Genomic DNA, 23810 nt, shown 5'->3' with positions numbered 1-23810 from the left:
CCCCCTGCGCGTGTAGTTCGTTCGAACTACACGCCCTCCGGCGCGATGCCGGGTCTACTCCTCCTGCATTGCGCCGAAGCGCTGGGCCAGATATTCGATCAGCGCGCGCACGGCGGGCAACATGCCGCGTCGCGACGGAAACACCGCGTGCAGGATCTCCGCGCGCGGGGCCCATTCCGGCATCAGGCGGACCAGTGTCCCGGCGGCCAGTTGGTCCTGCACCATCATCAGGGGCAGGTGGCAAATGCCGACGCCGGCCAGCGCCGTATCGCGCATCGCGATCATGTCGTCGGTGATGAAACGGGGCCGATGTCGCAGGACGACCTGCCCGCCATCGGGGCCAAACAGCGTCCAGCCATGGTCCGCCATCGGTGCGCCGAGCGCGAGGCTCGGCCAGTCGGCCAGATCTGCCGGCACGCGCGGCAGGGTACCGTGCCGCGCCACCAGCGCCGGACTGGCCACCATGCACTGCTTGCGTTCGGCCAGCACGCGCACGACGAGGTCGCTGTCCTGCAACGGGGCGGGCCGTACGCGGATCGCCACGTCGATCGCCTCGCCCACCGGATCGACGCGCCGGTTGGTGGCTTCAAGGTTCAGCGTCACATGCGGATGCGCCGCCATGAAATCGGCAAGCATTCTGCCCACGTGCGCATGAAGTAGCGCAACCGGACAGGTCACCCTGACAATGCCGCGCGGCTCGGCGCGCGTCAGTTCGATCGCTTCCTGCGCCGCGTCCGCCTCCGTCAGCATCGCCTTGCAATGCTCGTAGTAGGTGCGGCCAATCTCCGTGACGCTGAAGCGCCGCGTCGAGCGCTGGATAAGACGCACGCCCAGGCGCTCTTCGAGCAGCGCGATCCGCCGGCTCAGCTTCGATTTCGGCATCCCGAGCGCCCGCCCAGCCGGCGAAAAGCCGCCGTGCTCCACCGCCTGCGCGTAGTAGTAAAGGTCGTTCAGATCCTGCACGCCATCACCCCTTCTCTGTTCCTGCAGGCCTTTCCCGGCCATCAGTGTTCGTGAAATAGGACTCTGATGCGCAATCTAGCACTCTACCGCCGCCAGCGTTCCAAAACTAAGCTGTCTTCATCGACCCGCTATCGCCGCCGGCGGCGGGCCCTCTCCCCTTACGGTGGCGTGCCACCACCTTATGAAGAAGGAGCTTCACCATGACCCAACCCGCCAACTTCAACGGCGCCCGTCCCGTGATTGATCCGGCTGATACGGCCATGCTGCTGATCGACCACCAGAGCGGCTTGTTCCAGACCGTCGGCGACATGCCGATGCCCGAGCTGCGCCAACGTGCCGCCGCGCTGGCAAAAATGGCCACGCTGAGCAAGCTGCCCGTGATTACCACGGCTTCGGTGCCGCAAGGCCCCAACGGCCCGCTGATCCCCGAGATCCACGAGAACGCGCCGCACGCGAAGTACGTTGCGCGCAAGGGCGAGATCAATGCGTGGGACAACCCCGAGTTCGTCGCCGCCGTGAAGGCCACGGGCAAGAAGACACTGATCATCGCCGGCACCATCACCAGCGTGTGCATGGCGTTCCCGTCCATCAGCGCGGTTGCCGACGGCTACAAGGTCTTTGCCGTGGTCGATGCCTCGGGCACGTACTCGAAGATGGCGCAGGAAATCACGCTGGCCCGCGTGGTGCAGGCAGGCGTGGTGCCGATGGATACCGCGGCGGTGGCGTCCGAACTGCAACGCACCTGGAACCGCGACGATGCCCAGCAGTGGGCCGAGATTTACACGAAGATCTTCCCCGCGTATCAACTGCTGATCGAGAGCTACCTGAAGGCGCAAGACGTGCAGAAGAACGGCGAGGCGCTGGATTCCTCGCGCTGATCGGTTGATCGGTTGATTGGCACGGCATGGCATGGCCATCGCGGTCATGCCGGCATCGTGCCTCAGGCCAGGTTCAAAGCAAGCTCAAGGAAGGTTCCGGGCGTGGTGCACGTCGCTGTGGCAAAGGCGCTCGGCAGGGTCGGCGGTCACGATACCAACTTCTTGTATCTGTCCGCCGCGTACGTGTTCGGATCGACGCTACTTGAAGGTCTCCGCCCAGTACGCAATCACCTGCTTCACCAGTTCCGGCGGCAGTGCCACGTAGTGCTCGGCCGATGCATCGGATTGCCCTTCGGCAAGCGCCCACTGAAAGAACGCCAGCGCATCCTTCGTATTCGACGGGTGCGCGGCGGAACGCTGCATCAGCACGAAGACCGTGCCCGTGATCGGCCACGCATTCGGACCCGGCGCATTGGTCAACACCTGATAGAAGTCGAGTCGCGGGTTCCATTCCACGGCTGTCACCGCGGCGCTGAACGATTCGCGCGAAGGCTTCACGTAGAGACCATCGCGGTTCTGGACCAACGCATAGGGCAGGCTCTTCTGCAGCGCGTAGGTCAGTTCCACATAGCCGATCGCACCGCGAATATTGTGAATATAGAGCGACACGCCCTCATTGCCGCTCGCGTTCATCCCGACGGGCCAACGCACCGTGGTGCCTGCCCCGACCGCCGCTTTCCATTCGGGGCTGACCTTTGAAAGGTAGTCGGTCCAGTTGAACGTGGTGCCCGAGCCGTCGCTGCGATGGACCACCGTGATCTTCAGGTCGGGAAGCCGCACGCCGGGATTGGCCGACGCAATGGCCGCATCGTTCCAGTTGGCGATCTTGCCGCGGTAGATATCGGCCAGCAGCGCGCCCGTCATGTGGATCTGCCCCGCGCCAATGCCCTGCAGGTTGATCACCGGCACGACGCCGCCTACCGCGATGGGAAACTGGACCAGTCCTGCGCGTTCGAGTTCTTCGGGTTTGAGCGGCATGTCCGTGGTGCCGAACGTGATGCTGGCCGCCTTGATCTGCCGGATGCCGTTGCCGGAGCCGATGGGTTGGTAATCGATCTGCTGGCCGGTCCTGGCGTAATACGTGGCCGCCCATTTCGCCATCAGCGGATAGACGAATGTGGAACCAGCTCCAGTGACATCTCCGGCAAATGCACTGACCGCGGCGAATAGCAGCGCCAGCGCCGCGATGTGTCTGCCCATGATTATTGGTCCTTCTTCAGGCTGCACGAAACCGGCTTCTGGAGATTGAGGTTAGCAGATGGCCGGACGTTTGCATGACATCTGTCATCTGGGGCGAGTTTGGTGCGATTTAGATGACAGTCATATTTCAGACACATCTCCTGGGCAGGTCCAGAGATGGTCTTCGCAGCCCTGAATCAGTTGGCTTCCGCTTGCCCAACGCTTGCCAGAACCCTTGCGATATTGCGACGAGCCGGACCTTCGAAATCGGCGAATGCAGTCGTCAAAAACAGCTTCGGCCGTTGCGCCAGTGTGCCGAGGAATGCCGCGCGGCGAACCATGAATGCGTGATACAACGCCTCGCCGGAAAGTTGGACCCTGCTAGCCAGCAAGCCGCGGTTTTCATCGAATACGGCCAGCCCATGCGCGTCGAAGACATCGTCGTCGGCGGCCAGTCGGAGGAGATCGAGATCCAGGACAGTTGCGGCATCCGGCACGCTTGCTTCATGCGTGCGTGTGTCGAGAATGATCTTCCTCGCCACGTGAATCACGTCGGCATTCACGTCCTCGACCATGGTGTCGAGCAAGGCTGCCGAGGCCGCTTCGTTGTGCTCGAAGCCCGGGACGTACACGGCGTCATGAAACAGGACGGCGAGCGCTTGTGCAGGATTGAGTGCGATGCCGAGCGCGTGGGCCTGCTCGAACATCTCCAGCACGTGTCGCCGGTCATGGTATTTGCGGTACGGCGCATCGTACAAGGCCAGCACCTGAAGGACCGTCTTGCGTGGCAGGAAGTCCAGACACGACAAGGCCGGTGCCCAGTGCGGCGCGAATCTGGCGACGTCGCCCGTCGCGGTCGAGACGGGTTCGGTGAACACGTCGGCATGTCGCACCCAAAGCAGCGAGCGGTCACGCATGGATTCGTACACCACGACCGGTGTCATGTCGGCTTCGAAACGGCCAACCCCGGTCACGAGATAGGCGCCACCCTTGTAATGGCGATATGGCATACCCGGGACCAGGTCCGGGTTGTCGGGCAGAGCCGTGAGGCCAGCATGCGATTGAGGTTGCGAGCCAGTATTTTCGGTAGTGGCCAAGGAGCCCCCTGTAGTTGGTGAGTCGGGACAATGGATGGCGTGCGAACCGTGTCCGATATTCGAGGCCGCCATTATGGCCTCCGGCCTGAGCCCGGGCGTTGCCGCAGCGCTACTTGCCGCCGTCGCAGCCGGGCTGTTGTGCGCCGCACAGCCGGGATTCACGCGCCCATCGCTTTGTGCGCAGATCGTCGCTACAGATCCTGCAATGGCTCCCTGCGTCCTCCTACGGAGAAACCCGCTGCGCCGCACCATCACCTTGCATTCACTCAGTGCCCTTCCTATGCTGAACATCAGAATTAGATTTAATTTGAATCAGTATTGAGAAGGATCTAATGCGCTACATGCGCAAACGGGGCGGTCAGGCATCCTCCAAGGGAGGGCCGGTATGACGGCGGCGGGCCAGGACGGGAAGCTGCTATTGGCTCAGGAGGCTATACCTGATCGTATGGAAGTGCAGCCACGTTACAAGTGGAGCGCCTCCAATCAGCGCGTTGCAGAAGCGAACTCTGCCTGCGGCGCGCCAAGAAGAAGTGAGCGGTCATGGCCACCATCCTCTTGTTCGAGCCACACCCCTTGTTGCGTCTCGGACTGCACCACCTTTTGTCTCAGGCGCACGTCCCCGGCGATCTGGTCGACCTCGATCCCACCACGCTGCACGCCCCCGAACCCTGGGTTCACCATGCCGATCTGCTGATTATCGGGATGCCCGCCGACAGTGGCGCGGGCTGGCCGATACTGGCTGAATTGTGTCTGCGTCTGCAGCCGCTGCGCGTGCTGGTGCTGGCCGATCATCTGCTGGCGCCGATGCCGGAAGGCGGCCTGCCCGAAAAGGTGCGTGGTCTGCTGGCCAAGACTTGTTCTTCCGAGGCGCTGGAAGCCGCGATCCGGCTCGTGCTGGCCGGTGGCGAGTGTTTCCCGTCGCATGCACCTGCCCATCGTGTCCACGAACCGCTCGCGGACGCCTTGCCTGTGGACTTGTCGAGACTCGTCGCCACGCCGGTCGTGGTGCCGCTGCACGGCGCCGACGCCGCAGCGCCGGCGCACGCGGACACCCACGCGGTGCCGACGGAAACGCCGACAGCGGGCGCGCACCTGCTCAACATCACCGAGCGCCAGTACGAAGTGCTGGCCCTGCTGGCGCGTGGCTATCCGATCAAGACGGTCAGCCGTCTGCTCAATATCTCGGTGGCCACGGCGAAGACGCATGCCTGCACGCTCTATCAGCGCCTGCACGTGCGCAACAAGGGCGAGGCCGTGTACGTCGCGCTCCAGCGCGGCGCATCGCTGAACTGGCCCGGCCCGACGCCGGCCCGGCCGACCCATATCCCGATGTCATCCCTGAGCGCGCAGCACGCCTGCGAGGCAGCCTGAGCATCGGTTGCCCGCACCGGGCGCGCGCGCCCTCGGATCGTCCAGTTTCCGCCTTTCGCCGGCCTGCCCTCATCCAAAAGCATGAGGCGGCCGCAGGTGGTCGTTGCTACCTTGAAATGAGCCGACCACCGCATACCGGGCATCTCGCCAGCGCAACATGCTGCGCGACGATGTCGACGAGATGCTCATTAGTACTTCGATGACGACCTACCTGATCGCCAGAAACGAAATGATGTGCCGCATCCTCGCGCGGCGCATGGAATCGCAGGACGTACCGCAGCCGGTGCGATGGCATTGCCCGGAATGGTTGCCCAACGGCGCCACAGCGCGCGTGTCGCTGCACACGATCGACAATCCCGATGAAGCCGAGCCCCTGCCACCTGGCGGCGTGGATCTGGTCGTGGTCGATTGCAGCGCCGAGGATGACCCCCACGAACTGCTCGATCGCGTGCACGCGCAGCTGGCACCGCGCCGCTGGCTCGTCCTGTCCGATGCGCTCGATGCCGCGCTGATCGGCCACGCCGCGAAGCTCGGCGCTGGCGGTTGCCAGGCCGTGCCCGCGCCGGTGGACCTTGTGTGCGCTGCCGCCGCGCTGGTATGGGCGGGCGGGCATTGTTTTCCGCGCGAAGCGTTGACGATGCCGCGCGCGAGGCCCGTGCCGCCGCCAGCAACCATGGCGGATATCTCGTCCTCGCCGGTACTACCACCCCACGCAAGGGTATATCCCAAGGGATCTCCTGCGATCGGATGAAGGCAGGCGTGCGTCGATGCGACTATGCTGGATGTGCTCGTGATCAGAAGCCGGTGAGATGACAGGCCGGCCGCACGGGGGAAGAAGGGGGTCGTATGGATCGCAGTCTGGATATCCTGGCCGTGCATGGTTTCGCCGTGCGCGAGGGCCGGGGCAAGTGGGCATGTTGTTATGAGATACGGCTCGCCATCGTAGGCGGGCCGTTGTTGTATCGGGGAGAGCTGCACGGACGGAGCTTTGCCACCGAGGAGGCTGCCATCATCGCCGCAGTCGAAATCGGCGAGCGCGAGGCCGGCCGGCACATCGATGCCGCGCACGCCATGATCGTCGCGCTGGCGCGCGTCTCCGACGGCGCTCACCACGAAATGACCTGAACCTGGTCGCGGGGCGCTACGCCTCACGGTCACTCCGATCGGCGCGCCAAAAAAGAAGCCCGCCGACCGGGGGACCATGCGGGCTTTGAAATGGACGCTCGCGTGCGCGAACGCCCATTACTCACGAACATATCGAATCGCGCGGCGACACTCCATCAACCAGAAGACTCAGGGTGACGCGCGCGCCTGCGCGGCATCTCATCCTCGGGGGCGGAGAGCGCCGCCCATCTCATGCTTCGGGATGGAGACCTGGCGTGCCCTTGCGCACAGAGGGGATGGATATGGACTGCTACGCTGCGGCATCCCAAGCAATTGGCAATCCGTACGTTGAACCGTACGAGGTCCGCGTGTCATGAGTCGTTGGCAACTCGTTTCCTTCTTCGGCGAATCGGCATTCCTGCTGCCGTGTGCCGTGTTCCTGTATGCGTGGCTGCGCTGGCATGGCGCCAACGCCGTCGCGCGGCACTGGCTGATCGCGTTCTCGCTGACGGCCTGCCTCGTGCTGGTGTCGAAGCTGGCCTTCATGGGCTGGGGCATCGGCAGCGCCGCGCTCAACTTCACGGGCTTCTCCGGCCACGCGATGATGGCTGCGTCGATCCTGCCCGTGTTCGCGTGCCTCGCCGTGCCGTCGCGCTATCGAACCCTGAGCTTGCTGGCCGCCGTGGCCGGCGTGTTGCTGGCACTTGCCGTCGGCATGTCCCGGCTGGCGTTGCACGCGCATTCGATGTCCGAGGTGGTGAGCGGACTGGCGCTCGGATTCTGCGTCAGCCTGCCATTCATCATGCGTCACGAAGTGCCGCACGGCCCGGTTGCGATGCTGCTGGCATCCGGTGTGCTGGCCACGGTGCTCGTGTTGCCGGTGAGTGGCGTGGCGGGCGTGACGCATATCTGGGTGCAGGGTATCGCCACCTTTCTTTCCGGCCGTGACCGCCCCTACGAGCGTGGCGAGTGGGCCTGGCAAGCGGACTGCCGCGTCTGCCAGATCAACGTCGCCGCACGGCCGGCTTGCGCGACCCGGCATTGCGCCTGCTGACGCCACCCAGGTCGCAGGCGTTCGAAGGATTTGTGCGCCTGCCAACAGACGACGCGCCATGCGTGCGCAACCATGACCGCACTTGGTTTCCCGCGAGGGCTTTGGGGCGGTCATGGCGTCGGAATGGAATGTTGCCGCCGAGCGGCACTCTGCACTTCACTATCTCTATCGGCTCGGCGATGCGGTACTGATCGCGGTATGCGGCATCGCCATGGGCGCGCTGTATTTCCATGACGGCATCAGGAGCGCGGCACCCGTCAACGGGTTCCTGACGATGCTGTGCGCGCTCGGCGCGCTGCTGATCTTTCCTGCCTTCGGCATCTACGAATCATGGCGCGGCCGCAGTCGCGCCGTGCTGGGGTTGCGCATTGCCGCCGCATGGACCGTGGTGTTCATCTCCGGCCTGCTTGGTGCATTCCTGATCCACCAGATCGGGGCGGTCTCACGCGTCTGGTCGATGGGCTGGTTCATCGGCACCGGCGTGATGCTGGCGCTGTCGCGGGTCGTGATGTTCCGGATGCTGGCCAACGTGCGCCAGCAGGGCATCAACGCCAAGCGCGTGCTGATCTTCGGCTACGGCCCACTGGGCCGCGAAATGTACGACCGCGTACAGCACTTCCGCGATGCCGGCTATCGCGTCGTGGGCGTGTATGACGAGGAGTCCGATGTGATTCCGTACGACGTGACCCCGCTGCGCCAGATCGAGGAAGTCAGCAGCTTCGTGCGCGACCATGGCGTGCGCGAGATCTGGCTGACGCTGCCGATGGCCGCTTGCCGCGATCTGTCCGGCGTGGTGCGCCAGTTCCGCAATGAAATGATCGATATCCGCTGGGTGCCAGACGTGTCGTCCGTCGAACTGCTGGGTCACCGCTTCAGCGAGTTCATGGGTCTGCCCGTCATCGACCTGAACAGTCCGCCCGTCTCGGGCATCACGGGCGTGGTCAAGGCCAGCTTCGATCGCGTGTTCTCGCTCGGCGTGCTGGTCTGCCTGAGCCCGCTGCTGTTGCTGATCGCCGCGATGGTCAAGCTGTCGTCGCCCGGTCCCGTGCTGTTCCGGCAGCAGCGGCTGGGCATCGACGGCCAGCCTTTCAACGTGTTCAAGTTCCGCACCATGCGCCCGCATCAGGACGGCGGTGGCGTGACCCAGGCCGTGCGCGGTGATCCGCGCGTGACCCGCGTCGGCGCGTTCCTGCGCCGCACCAGCCTCGACGAGTTGCCGCAGTTCATCAACGTGCTGCGCGGCGAGATGTCGGTGGTCGGCCCGCGCCCGCACGCGATGGAGCACAACGAGCTCTACAAGGAACTGATCGACCGCTACATGCTGCGCCACCGTGTGAAGCCCGGCATCACCGGCTGGGCCCAGATCAACGGTCTGCGTGGCCAGACGGACACGATCGAGAAGATGCGCAAGCGCATCGAGTTCGACATCTACTACATCCAGCACTGGTCGTTCCAGCTCGACCTCCGGATCATCCTGCGCACCGCGCTGCATGGCTGGACCGGCACCACGGCTTACTGAACCAACAATAAAGAGACCCACAGAGGGGTAGACGCCGCCGCGTGAGCGGTTTGGTGCGAAATCGCACCGAAACGACCACGCAAAACCCATGGAATGGAGCCCGTCAACGCAATCGGAGACTACGAATGAAAGCAACCATCCGCAATATTCTGGGCGAAGTGGCCCGGCTAGATGTACCGCTGGCCACCCTGGCTGACAACGACGATCTCTACGCGGCGGGACTCTCGTCCCTGGCCACCGTGCATGTGATGCTGGCGCTGGAAAACGCGTTCGATATCGAGATCCCGGATCAGATGCTGACGCGCCAGCTATTCCGCAGCGTTGACTCGCTGGCGGCCGCGGTGGAAGCCATTCGCCAGCAGCAGGAGGCAGCATGAACACCGGAGCGAAGGTTACGCTGGCGCACGCCAACCCCGACGCGGGCGGCGTGATGGCCAGCGATGCATTGCTGGCCGCCGCGCGCGAGGCCGCAACGGTCGCGCAGCGCTTTGCCGACGCCGTGGATCAGGAAGCGCGCTTTCCGCACGAAGCGTTCGAAGTCCTGCGCGACCAGGGCCTGCTCGGCGCGATGGTGCCGGCCGTGCTCGGCGGCAGCGGCGCGTCGCTGGCTACGGTGGCCGCGATCTGCAAGGTGCTGGGCGAGACCTGCGCGTCCACCGGCATGATCTATGCGATGCACCAGATCCAGGTGGCGTGCCTGCTCGATCACGGCACCGGCAGCCCATGGCATCAACACCTGCTGGCACGCATCGCCGGCGAGCAATTGCTGCTGGCGTCCGCCACGTCCGAAGAGGCGATCGGTGGCGCGCTGCGTAGCAGCGGCTGCGCCGTCAACGTGGATGGCGACCGTTTCCACCTGCTGAAGATGGCGCCGACGATTTCCTATGGCGCCCACGCTGACGGCATCCTGATTACCGCGCGTCGCAATGCGGATGCCTCGCCGTCCGATCAGGTGCTGGTGTGCGCACTGAAGTCCGACTACACGCTGCAAGGCCTGAATGCGTGGGACACGCTCGGCATGCGCGGCACCTGCAGCAATGGCTTCCGGCTGGAAGCCACCGGCCAGGTGGACCAGGTGCTGCCGGTGCCGTTCGGCGAGATCGCCGACGCCACCATGACGCCGGTCTCCCACATCCTCTGGAGCTCGCTGTGGCTCGGCATCGCCAGCGATGCCGTATCACGCGCCAAGACCTTCTTCCAGGGACAGGCGCGCGCGCGTCCGGGCCAGTTGCCGCCGTCCGCATCGCGTGTGTCAGAAGCCGTGAGCCTGCTGCAGATGATGGAAGGCCGCGTGGATCTGGCGCTGGCGCATCAGCGCAGCCGCCATGCGGGCGCTTCGGTTTCCGCCGCATTCGCGCTGGCGGCCGAGATGAACGGTCTGAAGACGGCGATGTCGACGATGGCACTGGAAGTCGTGCAGCAGGCGCTGCTGGTGTGCGGCATGGCGGGCTACAAGCACGGCACGCCGTTCAGCCTGGGACGCCACCTGCGCGATCTGTGGTCGGCGCCGCTGATGATCAACAACGATCGCATTCAGACCAACACAGCGAACCTGCTGCTGGCCGATCGTTCCTGAAGGAGGCATCCATGGATGCACACACTCTCACCGAGGCACGTCCGGCCGGTGGCGCGGACCCAATGGCCGCGCAACCGCCAACGTTCCTCGAATCGCTGCTGGCAGCGGGGTTGCTGATCCAGACTGGCGTGCGTGGCCTCTACGGCCGCAGCGCGGTGTTCGAAGGCATCGCCGACGGCCTGAATGCCGCGTTCACGCGGATTGGCGCGGACCAGAACGCCGAAGTGCTGCGCTTCCCGCCAGCGATCGGCAAGGATGATTTTGAAACCAGCGAGTACCTCAAGAGCTTTCCGCAGCTTGCCGGCACGATCCACAGCTTCTGCGGCGACGATCGCGGGCATCGACAACTGCTGGCGCGGCTCGAGGACAAGCAGGACTGGACCGATCAGCAGCAGTTCACGGGCGTGGTGATGACGCCCGCCGCCTGCTACCCGATCTATCCCGTCATCGGCAAGCGTGGCCCGCTGCCCGCCGAGGGCAAGATCGTCGACGTGATGTCGTACTGCTATCGGCACGAACCGTCGCTGGAGCCTACCCGGATGCAGTTGTTCCGGCAGCGCGAGTACGTCTGCCTGGGGTCCCCCGAGCGGATCGTGGCGTTCCGCGAGCTGTGGATGGAGCGCGGGCTGGCGTTCGGCCGGGCCTTGCAGCTTCCGGTGGAAGTCGACGTGGCCAATGACCCGTTCTTCGGGCGCGGCGGCAAGATCGTGGCCGACAGCCAGCGCGAACTGAAACTCAAGTTCGAACTGCTGATCCCGGTGAACGACGGCGCGCCGCCGACGGCCTGCATGAGCTTCAACTACCACATGGATCACTTCGGCGCGCTCTGGCATATCGGACTGCACGACGGTGGCGTCGCCCACACGGGCTGCGTCGGTTTCGGTATCGAACGGCTGGTGCTGGCGCTTCTGAAGCACCATGGACTGGACCCAGCCAAGTGGCCTCAGGCAGTAAGGGAAACGCTGGGAGGCGTCTAAATGTACGGTGATGGCAAGGTGCGCACGCGCGGCGGAGCCTATGCGCTGCACGGGGGCAACCCCGTGTGGTCGCATGCCAACCGCCATATCGATCTCTGGATCGAGTTGTTGCATGGATGGGAGCTTGAGCCCATCGCCGCATTGCCATTTACGGTCACCCTCGATTTCGAGGGTGACCAGTTCACATCGCTGAATATTCCATCAGCGGACCTCGAACTGCTCTACGGCATCGTCAAGGACGAGTTGTCGACCTACGGCAGACTCGAAACGCATGTGGCCGCGCAGACCAATCGCGGCAACGTGGTGCTGCTCGAGGTCGATAACTATCAATTGCCGCAGCCGACCGGCGCGTATCGGCGGCAGCACGCGCGGTCCTGCATTGCGATCGACGTGCTGGTGCCCGAGGCCACGGCCGTGGGCTACTACCATCACGACGGGTATCACACCGCGAGCGGCGACGACTACGCGTCGATCTTTCGGAGCCCCGATGGTGAGTCGTCCTGGGGCGCCGCGTCGTTTCCGCAGGCGGAGGTCGTGCGCCGCCGCTTTGCCGCGCAGGCGGAGGATGCCTTGCTGCGGGCGTCAATGGACCTGCTGCGCAGCCATCTGGCCCGCCGTCCGCGCCAGAATCCGATCAAGGCTTTCCGCGAGGCATTTCCGGCACACCTCGAGCAACTGATGTCGCGCGGCGAGCCCAACTTCCAGATCTACGCCGCGAGCGTGTTGCGCCAGCTCGGCGCCAATTTCGAGTTGATGGGCCGCTACGTGCGCTGGCTGGTGATGAACGGAAAGGTGGTGCCGGATACGGTGGCCGAAGCCTGCTACACGATGGCGTCGGAAGCCATGGTGATGCAGTTCCGCCTGATGCGTGCCGTGATCAGCCACAAGCCCGACGGATGCCAGGATTGCCTGGCGCAGCTCGAGGCCGCTTACCAGGGCACCGTGCCGGCACTGGCCGCGTGCTTCGGGGAGACCGTCTCATGACTGCGCGCGATCCGGAGCCGGCTCTGCTGCCGATACTGCGCCCAGGCGTAGCCGTGGCCGATGCACGGCTTGAAGGCGACTGGACCCTGCTGGAAACGTTCGCGAACGCGGTCGCGCATCCGGGCGAACTCGACGATGGTGGACACTGGCTGCCGGCACCGGTACCGGGTACCGTCGCTAGCGCCTTGCGTGCCGCAGGCCGCTGGGACGAGGCTGCGCCGCCGCCACTGCATCAGCACGACTACTGGTACAAGCTTCGATTTCAGGGCGACGGACGCCGGCTGCTGCGCTTCAATGGTCTTGCGACGTTGGCCGAGGTCTGGCTCAACGGCACGAAGGTGCTGACCGCGCGGCACATGTTCACCGCACATCAGGTGGAGGTGGAACTGGCCGGCGACAACGTGCTGCACCTTTGCTTCCGCGCGATGCACCCGTGGCTGCGCACGCAGCGCGGGCCGGTACGTTGGAAGCCGCGCATGATCGTGCCGCCGACGCTGCGCGCGGTGCGTACCACGCTGCTTGGTCATATGCCTGGCTGGTGCCCGCCCGTTCATGCGGTGGGGCCATGGCGCGACATCGAACTGCTCGACCCGATGGGCGCCGATGTCACACACGGCGTGCGCGCCGAGTTGGCGAGCCATCTGGATGGTGATGACGGCGTCGTGGTGCTCCAGTTGCACTTTCCGGGGCCGGCGCCAGAGCGGGGAACGTTCGCGGCCATTGGCCCCGACCGCGCAGTGTGGCAGGGCGAATTGCGCCGCGTCGGCGGGCATTCGCTTGCCGGCACGCTGCGGGTGGCGCAGGCGCAGCGCTGGTGGCCGCATACGCATGGTGAACCCGCCTTGTACCGCGTCGAGGCGACTATCGGCGCGCATGGAATCGCGTGTGGGCATACTGGCTTCCGCACGATCACCGAGGACCGCTCCGGCGACGAAGGCGCGTTCGCGCTGCGCGTCAATGGCGAGCGCGTGTTCTGCCGTGGCGCCTGTGTGTCGAGTCACGATCTCCCGGGGCTGGCGGATACGGACGCGTCCGTGGCACGCTGGCTGCAACTCGCGCGCGATGCCGGGGCCAATATGGTTCGCGTCAGTGGCGTCACCTGCTATCCGGGAGAGGCGTTCTATCGCCAGTGCGATGCGCTCGGCCTGATGGTCTGGCAGGACTTCATGTTCGCCAACTTCGACTATGGCAGCGAGTCCAGCGCCAGCCCGGCGCTGATGGCCGATGCCGCGGGCGAAGTGGCGCAGTGGCTGACGTCCACGCGGGCGCACGCCAGCCTTGCGGTGCTGTGCGGTGGCAGCGAGTCGGAACAGCAGGCCGCGATGATGGGAACGCCGCGCAACGTCTGGCGCCAGCCATTGTTCGACGAACTGATTCCGTCGCTCGTGCGCGAGCATCGGCCCGACGTGATCTACGTGCGCAATTCGCCGAGCGAGGGCGCGTGGCCGTTCCAGCCCGATACGGGCGTCAGTCACTACTACGGCGTGGGCGCCTATCAGCGCCCGTTGTCCGATGCGCGGATGGCAAACGTCCGTTTCACCTCGGAATGCCTGGCCTTTGCGAACGTGCCGTGCGCGCGCACGCTTTCCGAGGCGGGCTTGTCCCAACCGCTGCATGATCCGCGCTGGAAGGCGCGTGTGCCGCGTGACGCAGGCGCGGCGTGGGACTTCGAGGACATCCGCGATTTCTATCTGCGGGATCTGTTCGATGTTGATCCGCCCCGGCTGCGCTACGAGCAGCCGGAACGATACCTGGCGCTGTCGCGCGCGGTCGTGGCCGAGATCATGACGGAGGTCTTCGGTGAATGGCGCCGTGCGGGGTCCACGTGCCAGGGCGGACTGGTCTGGCAGTTGCAGGATCTGATGCCAGGCGCCGGATGGGGCATCGTCGATGCCCGCGCGCGGCCGAAGTCCGCATGGCATGCGTTGCGCCAGGTATGGCAGCCGCTGCAGGTCATCCTGACGGATGAAGGGTTGAATGGCCTGCACGCGCACGTGATCAACGAATCCGCCACGCCACGCACCGTATGTCTGACGCTGCGCTGCCTGCGCGATGGCGAGGCGGTGGCGGCACGGGCCGAGCAGACGCTCACGCTGGCACCACGCGAGACACGCAGGCTGGCCGCGGCGGAGATGTTCGATCATTTCTTCGATTTCACCTACGCCTACCGGTTTGGCCCGCCCGCGCACGACGTGGTCATCGCCACGCTACACCCAATGGATGAGGACAACGGGTTGCTCAATCAGCCACCCGGTTCACCGCTTGGTTCGCCGCTCGGTTCGCCACTCAGTCAGTCGGTGTATCTCCCGGATCGCCGCGCCGCTGCGCTGCGCGAGCCGGAACTGCAGGCCAGCGTGGCGCGCGAAGGTGACGAATGGTGGCTCACGGTGGGAACGCGGCGCTTCGCGCGGTGGGTCCATATCGTGGACCATGCCTTGCAGCCGGAGACCGACTGGTTCCACCTTGGTCCGGGTGAAACGCGGCGCATCCGCCTGATGCATGACGCCGGCGTCACCAGCGGCACCAGCGCCATCCCTTCGGGCGAAGTTTCGGCACTCAATGCTTCCCGCCCGGTCAGCTACGACGGCTGATCTCAACCTCATTCATCCCACTTCAACCTTTCCCGCCAGCCCAACGCTGGCGCGGCGGGCGCATCTGTCACCGGGTACGCCCCGCGCGGGTGGCGCCTATGCGTACACCCTGCGCCTCCACCGTTTTCCTCCATCCAACCTACCAAAGCATGACTGGCCGACCCAACCGTTCGCCTACTGTCGGTTCTGTGCGGCATAGCACTTAATAGAGCCAGCAACAACACAGCCAGTCGGGGCCGAACCCCGGCGGAGAAAACGGGTGGCGGCCTCAGGGCTGCCGGCTTGCGCCATCAATCGAATACGGGTGGAGCGGCGAAACCGGGTCACGTATCCTGGGCGCTTGGATTGGCGCGGGATGCGTTCCGAAGCCGCTTCGGGATCAGAAGGAGGAATTAAAAATGATCACGCATCGGTCGGACTTGCATGTCAATCACTTGCTCAACGCATTGCCGCGCCATGAATGGGAGGCGTTGTCGAGGCACTTCGAGCTGGTTCGCCTGCGTGCCGGCGAACTGCTGACCGACTCGGGTCAGCGTATCGTCCACGTCTATTTTCCGACCACGTCGGTGGTCTCGCTGCTGTCGCTGCTGGAAGACGGCGCTACCGTCGAATTCGCGGCCGTCGGCAACGAGGGGCTGGTGGGCATTCCCGTGGTGACCGGTGGCGACACGATGCCGAGTCGCGTGGAAGTGCGCAGCCCGGGCTTCGCATACCGGATTCCGGCCCGTGTGCTGCGTTCCGAACTGGGTCAGCTGCCCGCGCTGCAGCGCGTGACGCTGCTCTATGTGCAGGCCGTGCTGACGCAGATCGCGCAGACCGCCGCCTGCAACCGCCACCACTCGCTCAACAAGCAGCTTTGCCGCTGGTTGCTGCTGGCCATCGACCGCATGAGCACCAATGAACTGGTGATCACGCAGCAGGTCATCGCCAACATGCTCGGCGTGCGCCGCGAAGGTGTGACCGAAGCCGCTGGCAAGCTCGAGGACCTTGGACTGATCCACCATAGCCGCGGCCATATCACCGTGCTGGATCGCTGCGGCCTGGAGAAGCATTCATGCGAGTGCTACAAGCTGGTCAAGCGCGAGTACGACCGCCTGCTGCCAGCGCTGGCCGACGTGCACGCCTGATACATCGCCTCGGGATGGGGATGGAGCAGGGGAGAGGGCCGGCGCGCCAGGCGTGTCGGCCCTCTTTCACGACGAGGGGTTCAGGAATGCGCCGGATCGATGCTGCCAAACGATTGCAGCAGCCCTTCGATGACCTCCGAGTAGGCGGCCTCCAGCGTGTCCAGTGTCTCTGCGCACAGGTCGGGGCGCCCACGCGCCACGGCGCGCGCGAGCCGGAACTGCAATACCTTGCACTCCGATGCGATCGTCGCCGCGCCACGGATCGCCGATGCCGGCACGCGATAGCCGTGCTCGCCGAGCCAGGTCAGACAGTGGCCCAGCATCTCGAAGTTCGCGCCGAGCTGGCGCGGCAGGTTGAATCCATAGTGATGAAAGTACGCATCGCCACGCGCCAGTACGTTGCCGACCTGATCGCCGAACGCCTCGCGCCAGCGCGATACGGGGTTGTGCGCGGGACGCCGGCCCAGATGCCGGCGCATCTGCACGGCCACGGCATTCGCCAGTGCCGCGCCCTGCAGCGGCGTCCGCACGCGCTTGGCGCATTCGGCGTACGGAAACAGCACGTCCCCGTTGTCGCGCAGGGCAGGATCGAGCCGCAGCAACCCGCGATAGTCCTCGCCTTCGGCGGTGTAGTAACCCACGCTGTGGTAGTACGAGAGCCGCTGGGCCGCCGTGTCGATCCGGTCGACGGCGATCGTGGTCTTCACGTGCCCGCGACGGTACGCCGTGGCGCGTGTATCGGGCAGGTAGTAGCTGTCGACTTCGACCAGCACGGTATGGCCACGACCGACCTGCTCGGCGACGTGTGCCTCCAGCGTGTCGTAGACGGCCATCTCCTGCACGACAGTGCCGTAAAGCTGCTCGATATCGGCCTGCGGATACTTGAAGAACGTGAAGTGGTCGCCTTCGAAGTCCTGGGTGACCGTGAATGCCAGCGCGGCGCGCGGGTCCAGTCCCCAGCCGTAGAGCAGTTCGATCCACAGGTCCATGTAGCAGTTGGTTTCCTGCCAGATCGCGTCTTCGCCGTGCAGGCCGCCCGGCCGCGTGTTCGCGGGGGCGATGGCTGCCGGAGAGTCCGCTCCGCCGCAACCCGCGAGCGTCCCCAGGACAGTTTCAGTACCGCGCTCCATGTCGATTCTCCGCAAGGTTCGAATGCCTGTTGTGCTTTGCCCGCCGTGGCCGGCAAGGGCGCAATCAGCGCTATTGCAGCGACAACGCGCGCGCGCATCGGTACGCTGGGCCACAGAACGGCGAGATGCGCGGCCGTGCCGCACGGCCCCGCCGGCGAGCGTGTGCGGAATCGAACAGAGATGGCGCGGGCTGAATTTCTACACTGGCGGCATCCGTCCGGACAGCGGTCCGGAACTAACTTGCGAACCTATTTCTGCGTAGAGGCGGGGGCATGATGAGAGTGCGAAGCCGGGAGAGGAAGATCCTGCCACCTGTCATGGTGCAGGCGCAGGTAGAGGCGCCAGCGGTGTTGGCGCCAGGACGGGCAACCTCCATGCCTGTGATCCAGCCTGTGAAGCGGCCGGTGATTCAGCCGGTCATCCTTGCGGGCGGCGCCGGCACGCGGCTCTGGCCGCTGTCGCGCGAACAGTATCCCAAGCAGCTGCTCAACCTGGTGGCCAACGATACGCTGCTGGAAGCCACGGCGGCCCGCCTGGAAGGCGTCGCCGCGCGCACTGGCCGTCCGGCGGGTGTCGAGGCGCCGCAGATCGTCGTATGCGGCGAGGAGCATCGCTTCATGGTCGCCGACATGCTCAAGCGCAAGGGCAAGCGCGCGCGCATCGTTTCGGAGCCGTGCGGCCGCAATACCGCGCCCGCGCTGACCATGGCTGCGCTGCACGCGATGGCTTCGGCTGGCGAAGGTGGCGATGCTGTGCTGGTGGCCACGCCGGCCGATCACAGCGTGACCGATAGCGATGCCTTCCGTGATGCCATCGCCGCCGCTGTGCTGCACGCGGAGCGCGGTGCGATCGTCACGCTGGGCGTGCGTCCCACCGCGCCGGAAACAGGCTTCGGCTACATCCGCGCCGCCGTGCCGGTGCCGCCGGGTGGCTTCCTGATCGAGCGGTTCGTCGAGAAGCCACACCTGGAGCTGGCGCAGCACTACGTCGACTCGGGCGAGTACTGGTGGAACTGCGGCATCTTTGTCGTGCTGGCATCGGTGTGGCTCAAGGCCGTGATGCAACTCCAGCCAGAGATGCACGCCCGTTGCTGCGCGGCCTACGAGACGGGCCAGCCGAGTGATAGCGGCAAGGACGATGTGTTCCGGATCGGACAAGAGGCGTTCGACACCTGTCCGTCTGATTCGATCGACTACGCGGTGATGGAAAAGCTCGACGGGCTGCGCGGTATCCCCGGCATGCTCGTGCCGATGGATGCCGGATGGTCGGACGTCGGCTCGTGGGCGGCCATCTGGGATATCGCCACGAAGGACAACGCCGGCAATGCCGGCCGTGGCCGCGTGTTGTTCGACGGCGCGAGTTCGTGCCTGGCCCATTCGGAGGGCCGGCTGATCGCGTGTGTGGGCGTGCAGGACGTGGTGGTGGTGGAAACCGCCGATGCGGTGCTTGTGGTCGACAAGCACCACGTGCAGGACGTCAAGAACGTGGTGCAGCGGCTGCGGCAGGAGCATGGCGCGGAGATCGTCAATCACCGCAAGGTACACCGGCCGTGGGGATGCTACGACTCCATCGACCATGGCGACCGTTTCCAGGTCAAGCGGATCGTCGTCGAGCCTGGTGCGAGCCTTTCCCTGCAGATGCACTACCACCGCGCGGAGCATTGGGTCGTCGTGCGCGGCACCGCACGGGTGACCTGCGGTGAGACCACCAGCATTCTTACCGAAAACCAGTCGACCTATATCCCGATCGGCACGCTGCATCGACTCGAAAATCCCGGCAAGACGCCGCTGGAAATCATCGAGGTGCAGTCGGGCGCGTATCTGGGGGAGGACGACATCGTCAGAGTCGAGGACAACTACGGACGCAAGTAGTCCCGCAGCCCCCGGTGCGCGATGGCCACCGGGAGCCAGCCAGGCGTCAGGGGAGTATTTCGTGAGCACCATGTCATCTGCCGGCGCAATGCCGGCGCCAGGGAGCAGCACCACGCGCAAGGGGGGGCGCCATTTGCGCGCATGGATGGACCATGCCGGCTGGATTGTCGCGGCTGGCGTCATTGGCGCCACGATTGCCGCGATGATCGGTATTTCCCGTCCCAATCTCTACGATGCCCACACGCTCGTGCAGATCTATCAGAAGGGTGACGGCTCGGGAACCACGCAGCACACCGAACCGTTCGACGTGGGGATGCTGCGCAGCCGCGCGGTGGTCGGCCCGGTGGTGGAGCGCCTGCGCCTGTACATCTCCGTCGAGCCGCTGCGCGCGCCATTGCTGGGCGGCGTGGCCGCGCATTTCGCGCAGGCGGGCAAGCTCCGGGGACCGTGGCCAGAGCGGCTCGGTTACGCGTGGGGTGGCGAGCGGGTCGACATCCGCACCCTGGACGTGCCGGAGCGCCTGCTCAACGTACCAATGACGCTCGAAGTGCTGCCTGGGGATGCCTATCGCCTGACGCTCGACGGCGAGCTCGTGACCGATGGCAAGATCGGCAGCCGTGTCGAAGAGAATGGCGTGTCCATTCTGGTGTCGCGCATCGACGCGCGCGCGGGCACGCGATTCACTATCACACGGCACGACACGGCGCAGACGATCGATACCGTGGCGCGGGAACTTCGCATCGGCAGCGACGGCAGCGATACCAGCACGGTACGCATCGCGTGGCAGAGCAGTGACCGTACCGCGGTAGCCGCGCTGATCAACGGCATCGCCGATTCCTACATTACCGGGCAGGCCGAGACGCGCCGCGACGAAGCCGCCTCCACGCTGGCCTTCCTGAGCGGCGAACTGCCGCGCGTCAAGGACGAGCTCGAACGCGCCGAGGCGGCGCTCACGCGCTACCGCTCGCGCACGGGATCGATGCAGCCGAGCCAGGACGCCCAGTCGTATCTGAACAGCAGCATCGACTACCAGAAGCAGATCGCCCAGCTCAAGCTCGACCGCACCAAGCTGCTGCAGCGCTTCACGGAAGAGTCGAACGAAGTACGGACGATGGACAGTCAGATCCAGCAGCTCACGCGGGACCGCAAGGAGCTGGATACCCGGATGCAGACGCTGTCGGTCTCCGAGCGCGAATCCGTGGCCCTGACGCGTGACGTCAAGGTGGCCGAGGACATGTACATGTCCTTGCGCAACCGGCTCGAACAGCTCTCGCTGGCCAAGCTCGACAGCACCCGGCAGACCCGCGTGGTCGACATCGCGCTGACACCGGTCTCGCCAATCGGCGTGGGCACCGCGCCGCTCACGATGGGCGGCGGGTTGCTGGGCATCTGCCTGGCGATGTGCGTGGTCTCGGTGCGCCAGCGCATGAAGCCGGCCGTGGCCACCGCCAATGATGCCGAGGAGACGCTTGGCCTGGCCATGCTCGGCGATGTCGCGTACAGCCGCGAACAGGTGGAACTGGAGCGGCTGCTGACGGCGAAGGACCAGGATATCGGGACAATGCTGGCGCTGCAGGCGCCGGAGCCCGGGCGCCAGGTCGCGCAGGCGTTGCCGCATGGGGCCAGCGATGCCGAGCCGGGCCATTGGGGTTTGCATGATCAATACCTGCTGGCCCGCAACGCGCCGCATTCGATGGCCGTGGAGGGCCTGCGAAGCGTGCGCGCGGCACTGCATTTCCTGCGTCGCGAGGGCAGCAACAAGGTGGTGGCCGTGACCAGCCCCACCGCAGGGGCGGGCAAGACGTTTGTCTCGGTCAACCTGGCTGTGCTGTTCGCCGAAGCGGGCCAGCGCGTGTTGCTCGTCGATGCCGACCTGCGCCGTGGGCGGGTGTCGAGCTGGTTCGGCCAGCCGGTGGGTCCGGGAATGGCCGAAGTGCTGGCCGGCCGCGCCACGCTGGTCGACGCGGCACGGCCAACCGTCGTCAATGGGCTGTCGATCCTGCCTGCCGGCGCGCCGCCTACGAACCCGTCGGAACTGCTCATGCGTCCTGCCTTTGCCGATTGCCTGCGTGCCGGTGCGGAGCGCTTCGACCTCGTCCTGATCGATACCCCGCCCGTTCTGGCGGTGGCGGATGCCATGCTCGTCGCCAATGTCGTGGGCGCGACGTTGCTCGTGCTGCGCGCCGATTCGACGCTGCCGTCGCAGGTCGAGGAAACCATCAAGCGCCTGACCCGCGCCGGGGCCAGTCTCTCGGGCGGCATTCTCAACGGCGTGATGCCGAAGCGCAGCAACCGCGTCGGCTTCGGCACCATGAATCCCTATCTCGGCATGCCTACGGTCATGCCAGCGGTCCGGCAGATTGCCCACGTCCCTGCCGTGGAAGACAAGACAACAACGAGCTGACGGGCCTGGCCCGGCGGGGTGCGTACCCGTTTCTGCGGACGCCGGTCTGGGCGACATCGCGGAGGCGGGCTGGCGTGGGCACCCCGTCCATTGCAACGGGAGGACCCATGAGAAGGGTCGTGTTCGAAGGCTGCGCGGGGTGGTTGCATGAGGCTGGGGGCGACACGGGTGTGGTGATGTGCGCGCCGCAGGGCCACGAGATGCTGTGGTCGCATCGCGCATGGCGGCATCTGGCCGATGCGCTGGCGGCGTCTGGTGTGCCGGTGCTGCGCTTTGACTACCGTGGCACCGGAGATTCCGCCGATCTGGAGTCCGGCGCGGACATGTTCGGCGGCGCGCTGGCGGATATCGCGACGGCCGTCGCGGCCCTACGCAGTGAGACGCACGTCACCCGGGTGGTGCTATGCGGGCTTCGCCTGGGGGCGTCGCTCGCCGCGCTTGCCGCCGCGCGCGGGCCGGAAGTCAGCGGCGTGGTCATGCTGGCCCCTGTCGTCAACGGCCGCTTGTATCTGCGGGAGCTTCGCGCGTTGCATGCGGGCTGGCGCAACAGCACGATTCCCGAACTCGAGGTACCTCCCACGCCTGCCGGCGAGCAGGACGTGCTCAGCTTCCGCTTGTCCGCCGCGACCATCGCCGCAATCCAGGCGATGCGACTCGATGACGTCGTGCCCGCCCGTCGCGTGCTGCTGCTCGATGCGTGGCCAGATGCGGCATCTCCAGTCGCGGCAATGGCCCGGCAACTTGGGGAGGCTGGCGTTGACGTCAACATGGCGCCGTTCACCGAGTATCCGGAGATGATGCGTTCGACCGAGTTCGCGGACGTGCCCGTGGAGGCCTGGAAGCACGTAGCTGACTGGGTGAAATCGGGCGCGGCGCGCCGGCCTGAAGTGTCGGCCAGCGCGGAGGCCGCGCCCGCCAGTGCCAACAGCCCCAACAGCGCTGGCGACGCGCTGGCGGGCGAGGGCATGGACGGTGTCGTGGAACACCCGATATGGCTGGATGAAGCGCAGATGTTCGGCATCCTCTGCGTGCCCGCCGACGCCAGCGCCAACGCCAGACAGGCGAGCACGGTCGTGATCTTTCCGAACACCGGCGGCAACCATCACATCGGAGACGGCCGCATGTTCGTGGACGTCTCGCGGCAGCTGGCACGCGCAGGCACGGCGGCGCTGCGGCTGGACGTATCGGCCCTGGGCGACAGCCCTGCCCCGGCGTGCAAGATGAGCGTGTCGGCGATCTATTCGATAAAGCCCCGCGAGGATCTTGCGACCGCCGTGGATTGGGCACGCGGGCGCGGTTTTGGCAATGTCGTGGTTGCGGGTGTCTGCTCCGGCGCATTCATGGGCCTGTATGCCGCGCTGAGCAACCCGGGCGTCAGCGGGCTGCTGCTGGTGAATCTGGTGAAGTTTCGCTGGGACGAGGTTGATGACGCGGCGGTGGGCGACCACCTGCGCTCGATGCGTGTCTACCTTGCTGCGGCACGCCAGTGGGAAACCTGGCAACGGCTGTTCCGTGGCGAGATCAACGCGCGCCGCCTCTTGTCGGCAACGATGCGCAGGGTACGGCAGCGCGTGCGTGACCATGTTTCCGCTGCCGGCGGGCGGATGCGGCGCGACGACGTGCAGCAGACCATGCCCGAGTTCGCCGCCGCCGCCGTGCGGGAACTGGACCGGCGTGGCGTGCCGACGATGTTCCTGTACGGCGCCACGGACGTGGGTTTGCATGAACTGCGACTGGGCCTGGGCAAGCACCTGGAGGCTATCCAGGGGTTGCGCAATGTCCAGTTCCGCACCTTGCCGCTGCTCGATCATTCACTGTTCCTCGACGCGAGCCGACAGGCCTTCGCCGAGCAACTACTCGAGCATCTCCGGTGGATGTCGATGGACAGCTCCGAAACGTCGGATACGCCCGAGGCAGCCATATCGCTCACGCCAGTGACCCAGCGCGCGGCGTAGACCGCGCGGGGCAGGCACCAACGCTTCCCA

19 protein-coding genes are annotated in these 23810 nt (G+C 65.7%); 15 read left to right on the top strand and 4 right to left on the bottom strand.

Features of this window, described 5'->3' with window-relative positions; translation table 11 throughout:
* Positions 1-54: 54 nt before the first annotated feature.
* Positions 55-963, bottom strand: coding sequence for a LysR family transcriptional regulator (locus K6G35_RS19720; RefSeq protein ID WP_008646396.1), 909 nt, complete (start codon positions 961-963; stop codon positions 55-57).
* Between the two features lie 200 nt (positions 964-1163).
* On the opposite strand from K6G35_RS19720, the gene K6G35_RS19715 reads away from it, so the two are divergent.
* Entirely contained in the window at positions 1164-1841 is a 678-nt protein-coding gene (locus tag K6G35_RS19715; RefSeq protein WP_008646397.1) for a hydrolase, read from the top strand.
* 198 nt (positions 1842-2039) lie between these two features.
* Here K6G35_RS19715 and pstS read toward each other — a convergent pair whose 3' ends face one another.
* Both pstS and K6G35_RS19705 read right to left on the bottom strand, forming a co-directional pair.
* A complete protein-coding gene (gene pstS, locus K6G35_RS19710) occupies positions 2040-3041 on the bottom strand; it encodes a phosphate ABC transporter substrate-binding protein PstS (RefSeq protein ID WP_008646398.1) in 1002 nt (333 codons plus the stop codon).
* A 176-nt stretch (positions 3042-3217) separates the two neighbouring features.
* Complete coding sequence (locus K6G35_RS19705; RefSeq protein WP_495676886.1) at positions 3218-4030, bottom strand: DUF1653 domain-containing protein; 813 nt, start codon at positions 4028-4030, stop codon at positions 3218-3220.
* A gap of 627 nt (positions 4031-4657) precedes the next feature.
* Here K6G35_RS19705 and K6G35_RS19700 point away from each other — a divergent pair.
* The 11 genes from K6G35_RS19700 to K6G35_RS19650 all read left to right on the top strand — a co-directional run bounded on the left by K6G35_RS19700 (position 4658) and on the right by K6G35_RS19650 (position 16420).
* The gene (locus tag K6G35_RS19700) at positions 4658-5488 is read left to right on the top strand and encodes a helix-turn-helix transcriptional regulator (protein WP_008646401.1); all 831 of its coding nucleotides are present in this window, start codon (positions 4658-4660) and stop codon (positions 5486-5488) included.
* Between the two features lie 157 nt (positions 5489-5645).
* Positions 5646-6239: a response regulator transcription factor gene (locus tag K6G35_RS19695; RefSeq protein ID WP_080709742.1), complete on the top strand. Its 594-nt coding sequence runs from the start codon at positions 5646-5648 to the stop codon at positions 6237-6239.
* A 95-nt stretch (positions 6240-6334) separates the two neighbouring features.
* A complete protein-coding gene (locus K6G35_RS19690; protein WP_008650029.1) occupies positions 6335-6613 on the top strand; it encodes a hypothetical protein in 279 nt (92 codons plus the stop codon).
* A gap of 352 nt (positions 6614-6965) precedes the next feature.
* The gene (locus tag K6G35_RS19685; protein ID WP_008650028.1) at positions 6966-7646 is read left to right on the top strand and encodes a phosphatase PAP2 family protein; all 681 of its coding nucleotides are present in this window, start codon (positions 6966-6968) and stop codon (positions 7644-7646) included.
* 112 nt (positions 7647-7758) lie between these two features.
* Positions 7759-9165: an undecaprenyl-phosphate glucose phosphotransferase gene (locus K6G35_RS19680; protein ID WP_286882441.1), complete on the top strand. Its 1407-nt coding sequence runs from the start codon at positions 7759-7761 to the stop codon at positions 9163-9165.
* 125 nt (positions 9166-9290) lie between these two features.
* A complete protein-coding gene (locus K6G35_RS19675) occupies positions 9291-9542 on the top strand; it encodes an acyl carrier protein (RefSeq protein WP_008650026.1) in 252 nt (83 codons plus the stop codon).
* Entirely contained in the window at positions 9539-10741 is a 1203-nt protein-coding gene (locus tag K6G35_RS19670) for an acyl-CoA dehydrogenase family protein (protein WP_008650025.1), read from the top strand. Before K6G35_RS19675 ends, K6G35_RS19670 begins: the two co-directional genes overlap by 4 nt.
* 11 nt (positions 10742-10752) lie before the next feature.
* Positions 10753-11718 (top strand): amino acid--[acyl-carrier-protein] ligase, encoded by a 966-nt coding sequence (locus K6G35_RS19665; protein ID WP_186425776.1) that lies wholly within the window; start codon positions 10753-10755, stop codon positions 11716-11718.
* Entirely contained in the window at positions 11719-12702 is a 984-nt protein-coding gene (locus K6G35_RS19660; RefSeq protein WP_035882951.1) for a DUF1839 family protein, read from the top strand. It abuts the gene before it with no gap.
* Entirely contained in the window at positions 12699-15293 is a 2595-nt protein-coding gene (locus K6G35_RS19655) for a glycoside hydrolase family 2 protein (RefSeq protein WP_495676885.1), read from the top strand. The genes K6G35_RS19660 and K6G35_RS19655 overlap by 4 nt, the downstream gene beginning before the upstream one ends.
* Positions 15294-15691: 398 nt before the next feature.
* On the top strand, positions 15692-16420 hold the full coding sequence (locus tag K6G35_RS19650) for a Crp/Fnr family transcriptional regulator (RefSeq protein ID WP_008650019.1): 729 nt from the start codon (positions 15692-15694) through the stop codon (positions 16418-16420).
* Positions 16421-16500: 80 nt separating this feature from the next.
* Here K6G35_RS19650 and K6G35_RS19645 read toward each other — a convergent pair whose 3' ends face one another.
* Entirely contained in the window at positions 16501-17550 is a 1050-nt protein-coding gene (locus K6G35_RS19645; protein WP_008650017.1) for a DUF1839 family protein, read from the bottom strand.
* Positions 17551-17924: 374 nt separating this feature from the next.
* On the opposite strand from K6G35_RS19645, the gene K6G35_RS19640 reads away from it, so the two are divergent.
* From K6G35_RS19640 to K6G35_RS19630, 3 genes are all read left to right on the top strand, one after another.
* Positions 17925-19421, top strand: coding sequence for a mannose-1-phosphate guanylyltransferase/mannose-6-phosphate isomerase (locus tag K6G35_RS19640; RefSeq protein WP_224444899.1), 1497 nt, complete (start codon positions 17925-17927; stop codon positions 19419-19421).
* Positions 19422-19491: 70 nt separating this feature from the next.
* Positions 19492-21825 carry a polysaccharide biosynthesis tyrosine autokinase gene (locus tag K6G35_RS19635; protein WP_286882471.1) on the top strand — a complete coding sequence of 778 codons (2334 nt, stop codon included), beginning with the start codon at positions 19492-19494 and terminating at the stop codon, positions 21823-21825.
* A 107-nt stretch (positions 21826-21932) separates the two neighbouring features.
* Positions 21933-23780 carry an alpha/beta hydrolase gene (locus tag K6G35_RS19630; RefSeq protein ID WP_495676884.1) on the top strand — a complete coding sequence of 616 codons (1848 nt, stop codon included), beginning with the start codon at positions 21933-21935 and terminating at the stop codon, positions 23778-23780.
* Positions 23781-23810 lie beyond the last annotated feature (30 nt).

It is taken from the genome of Cupriavidus sp. HY129 (assembly GCF_059492215.1).
This window is presented reverse-complemented; position numbering and strand designations above follow the sequence as displayed.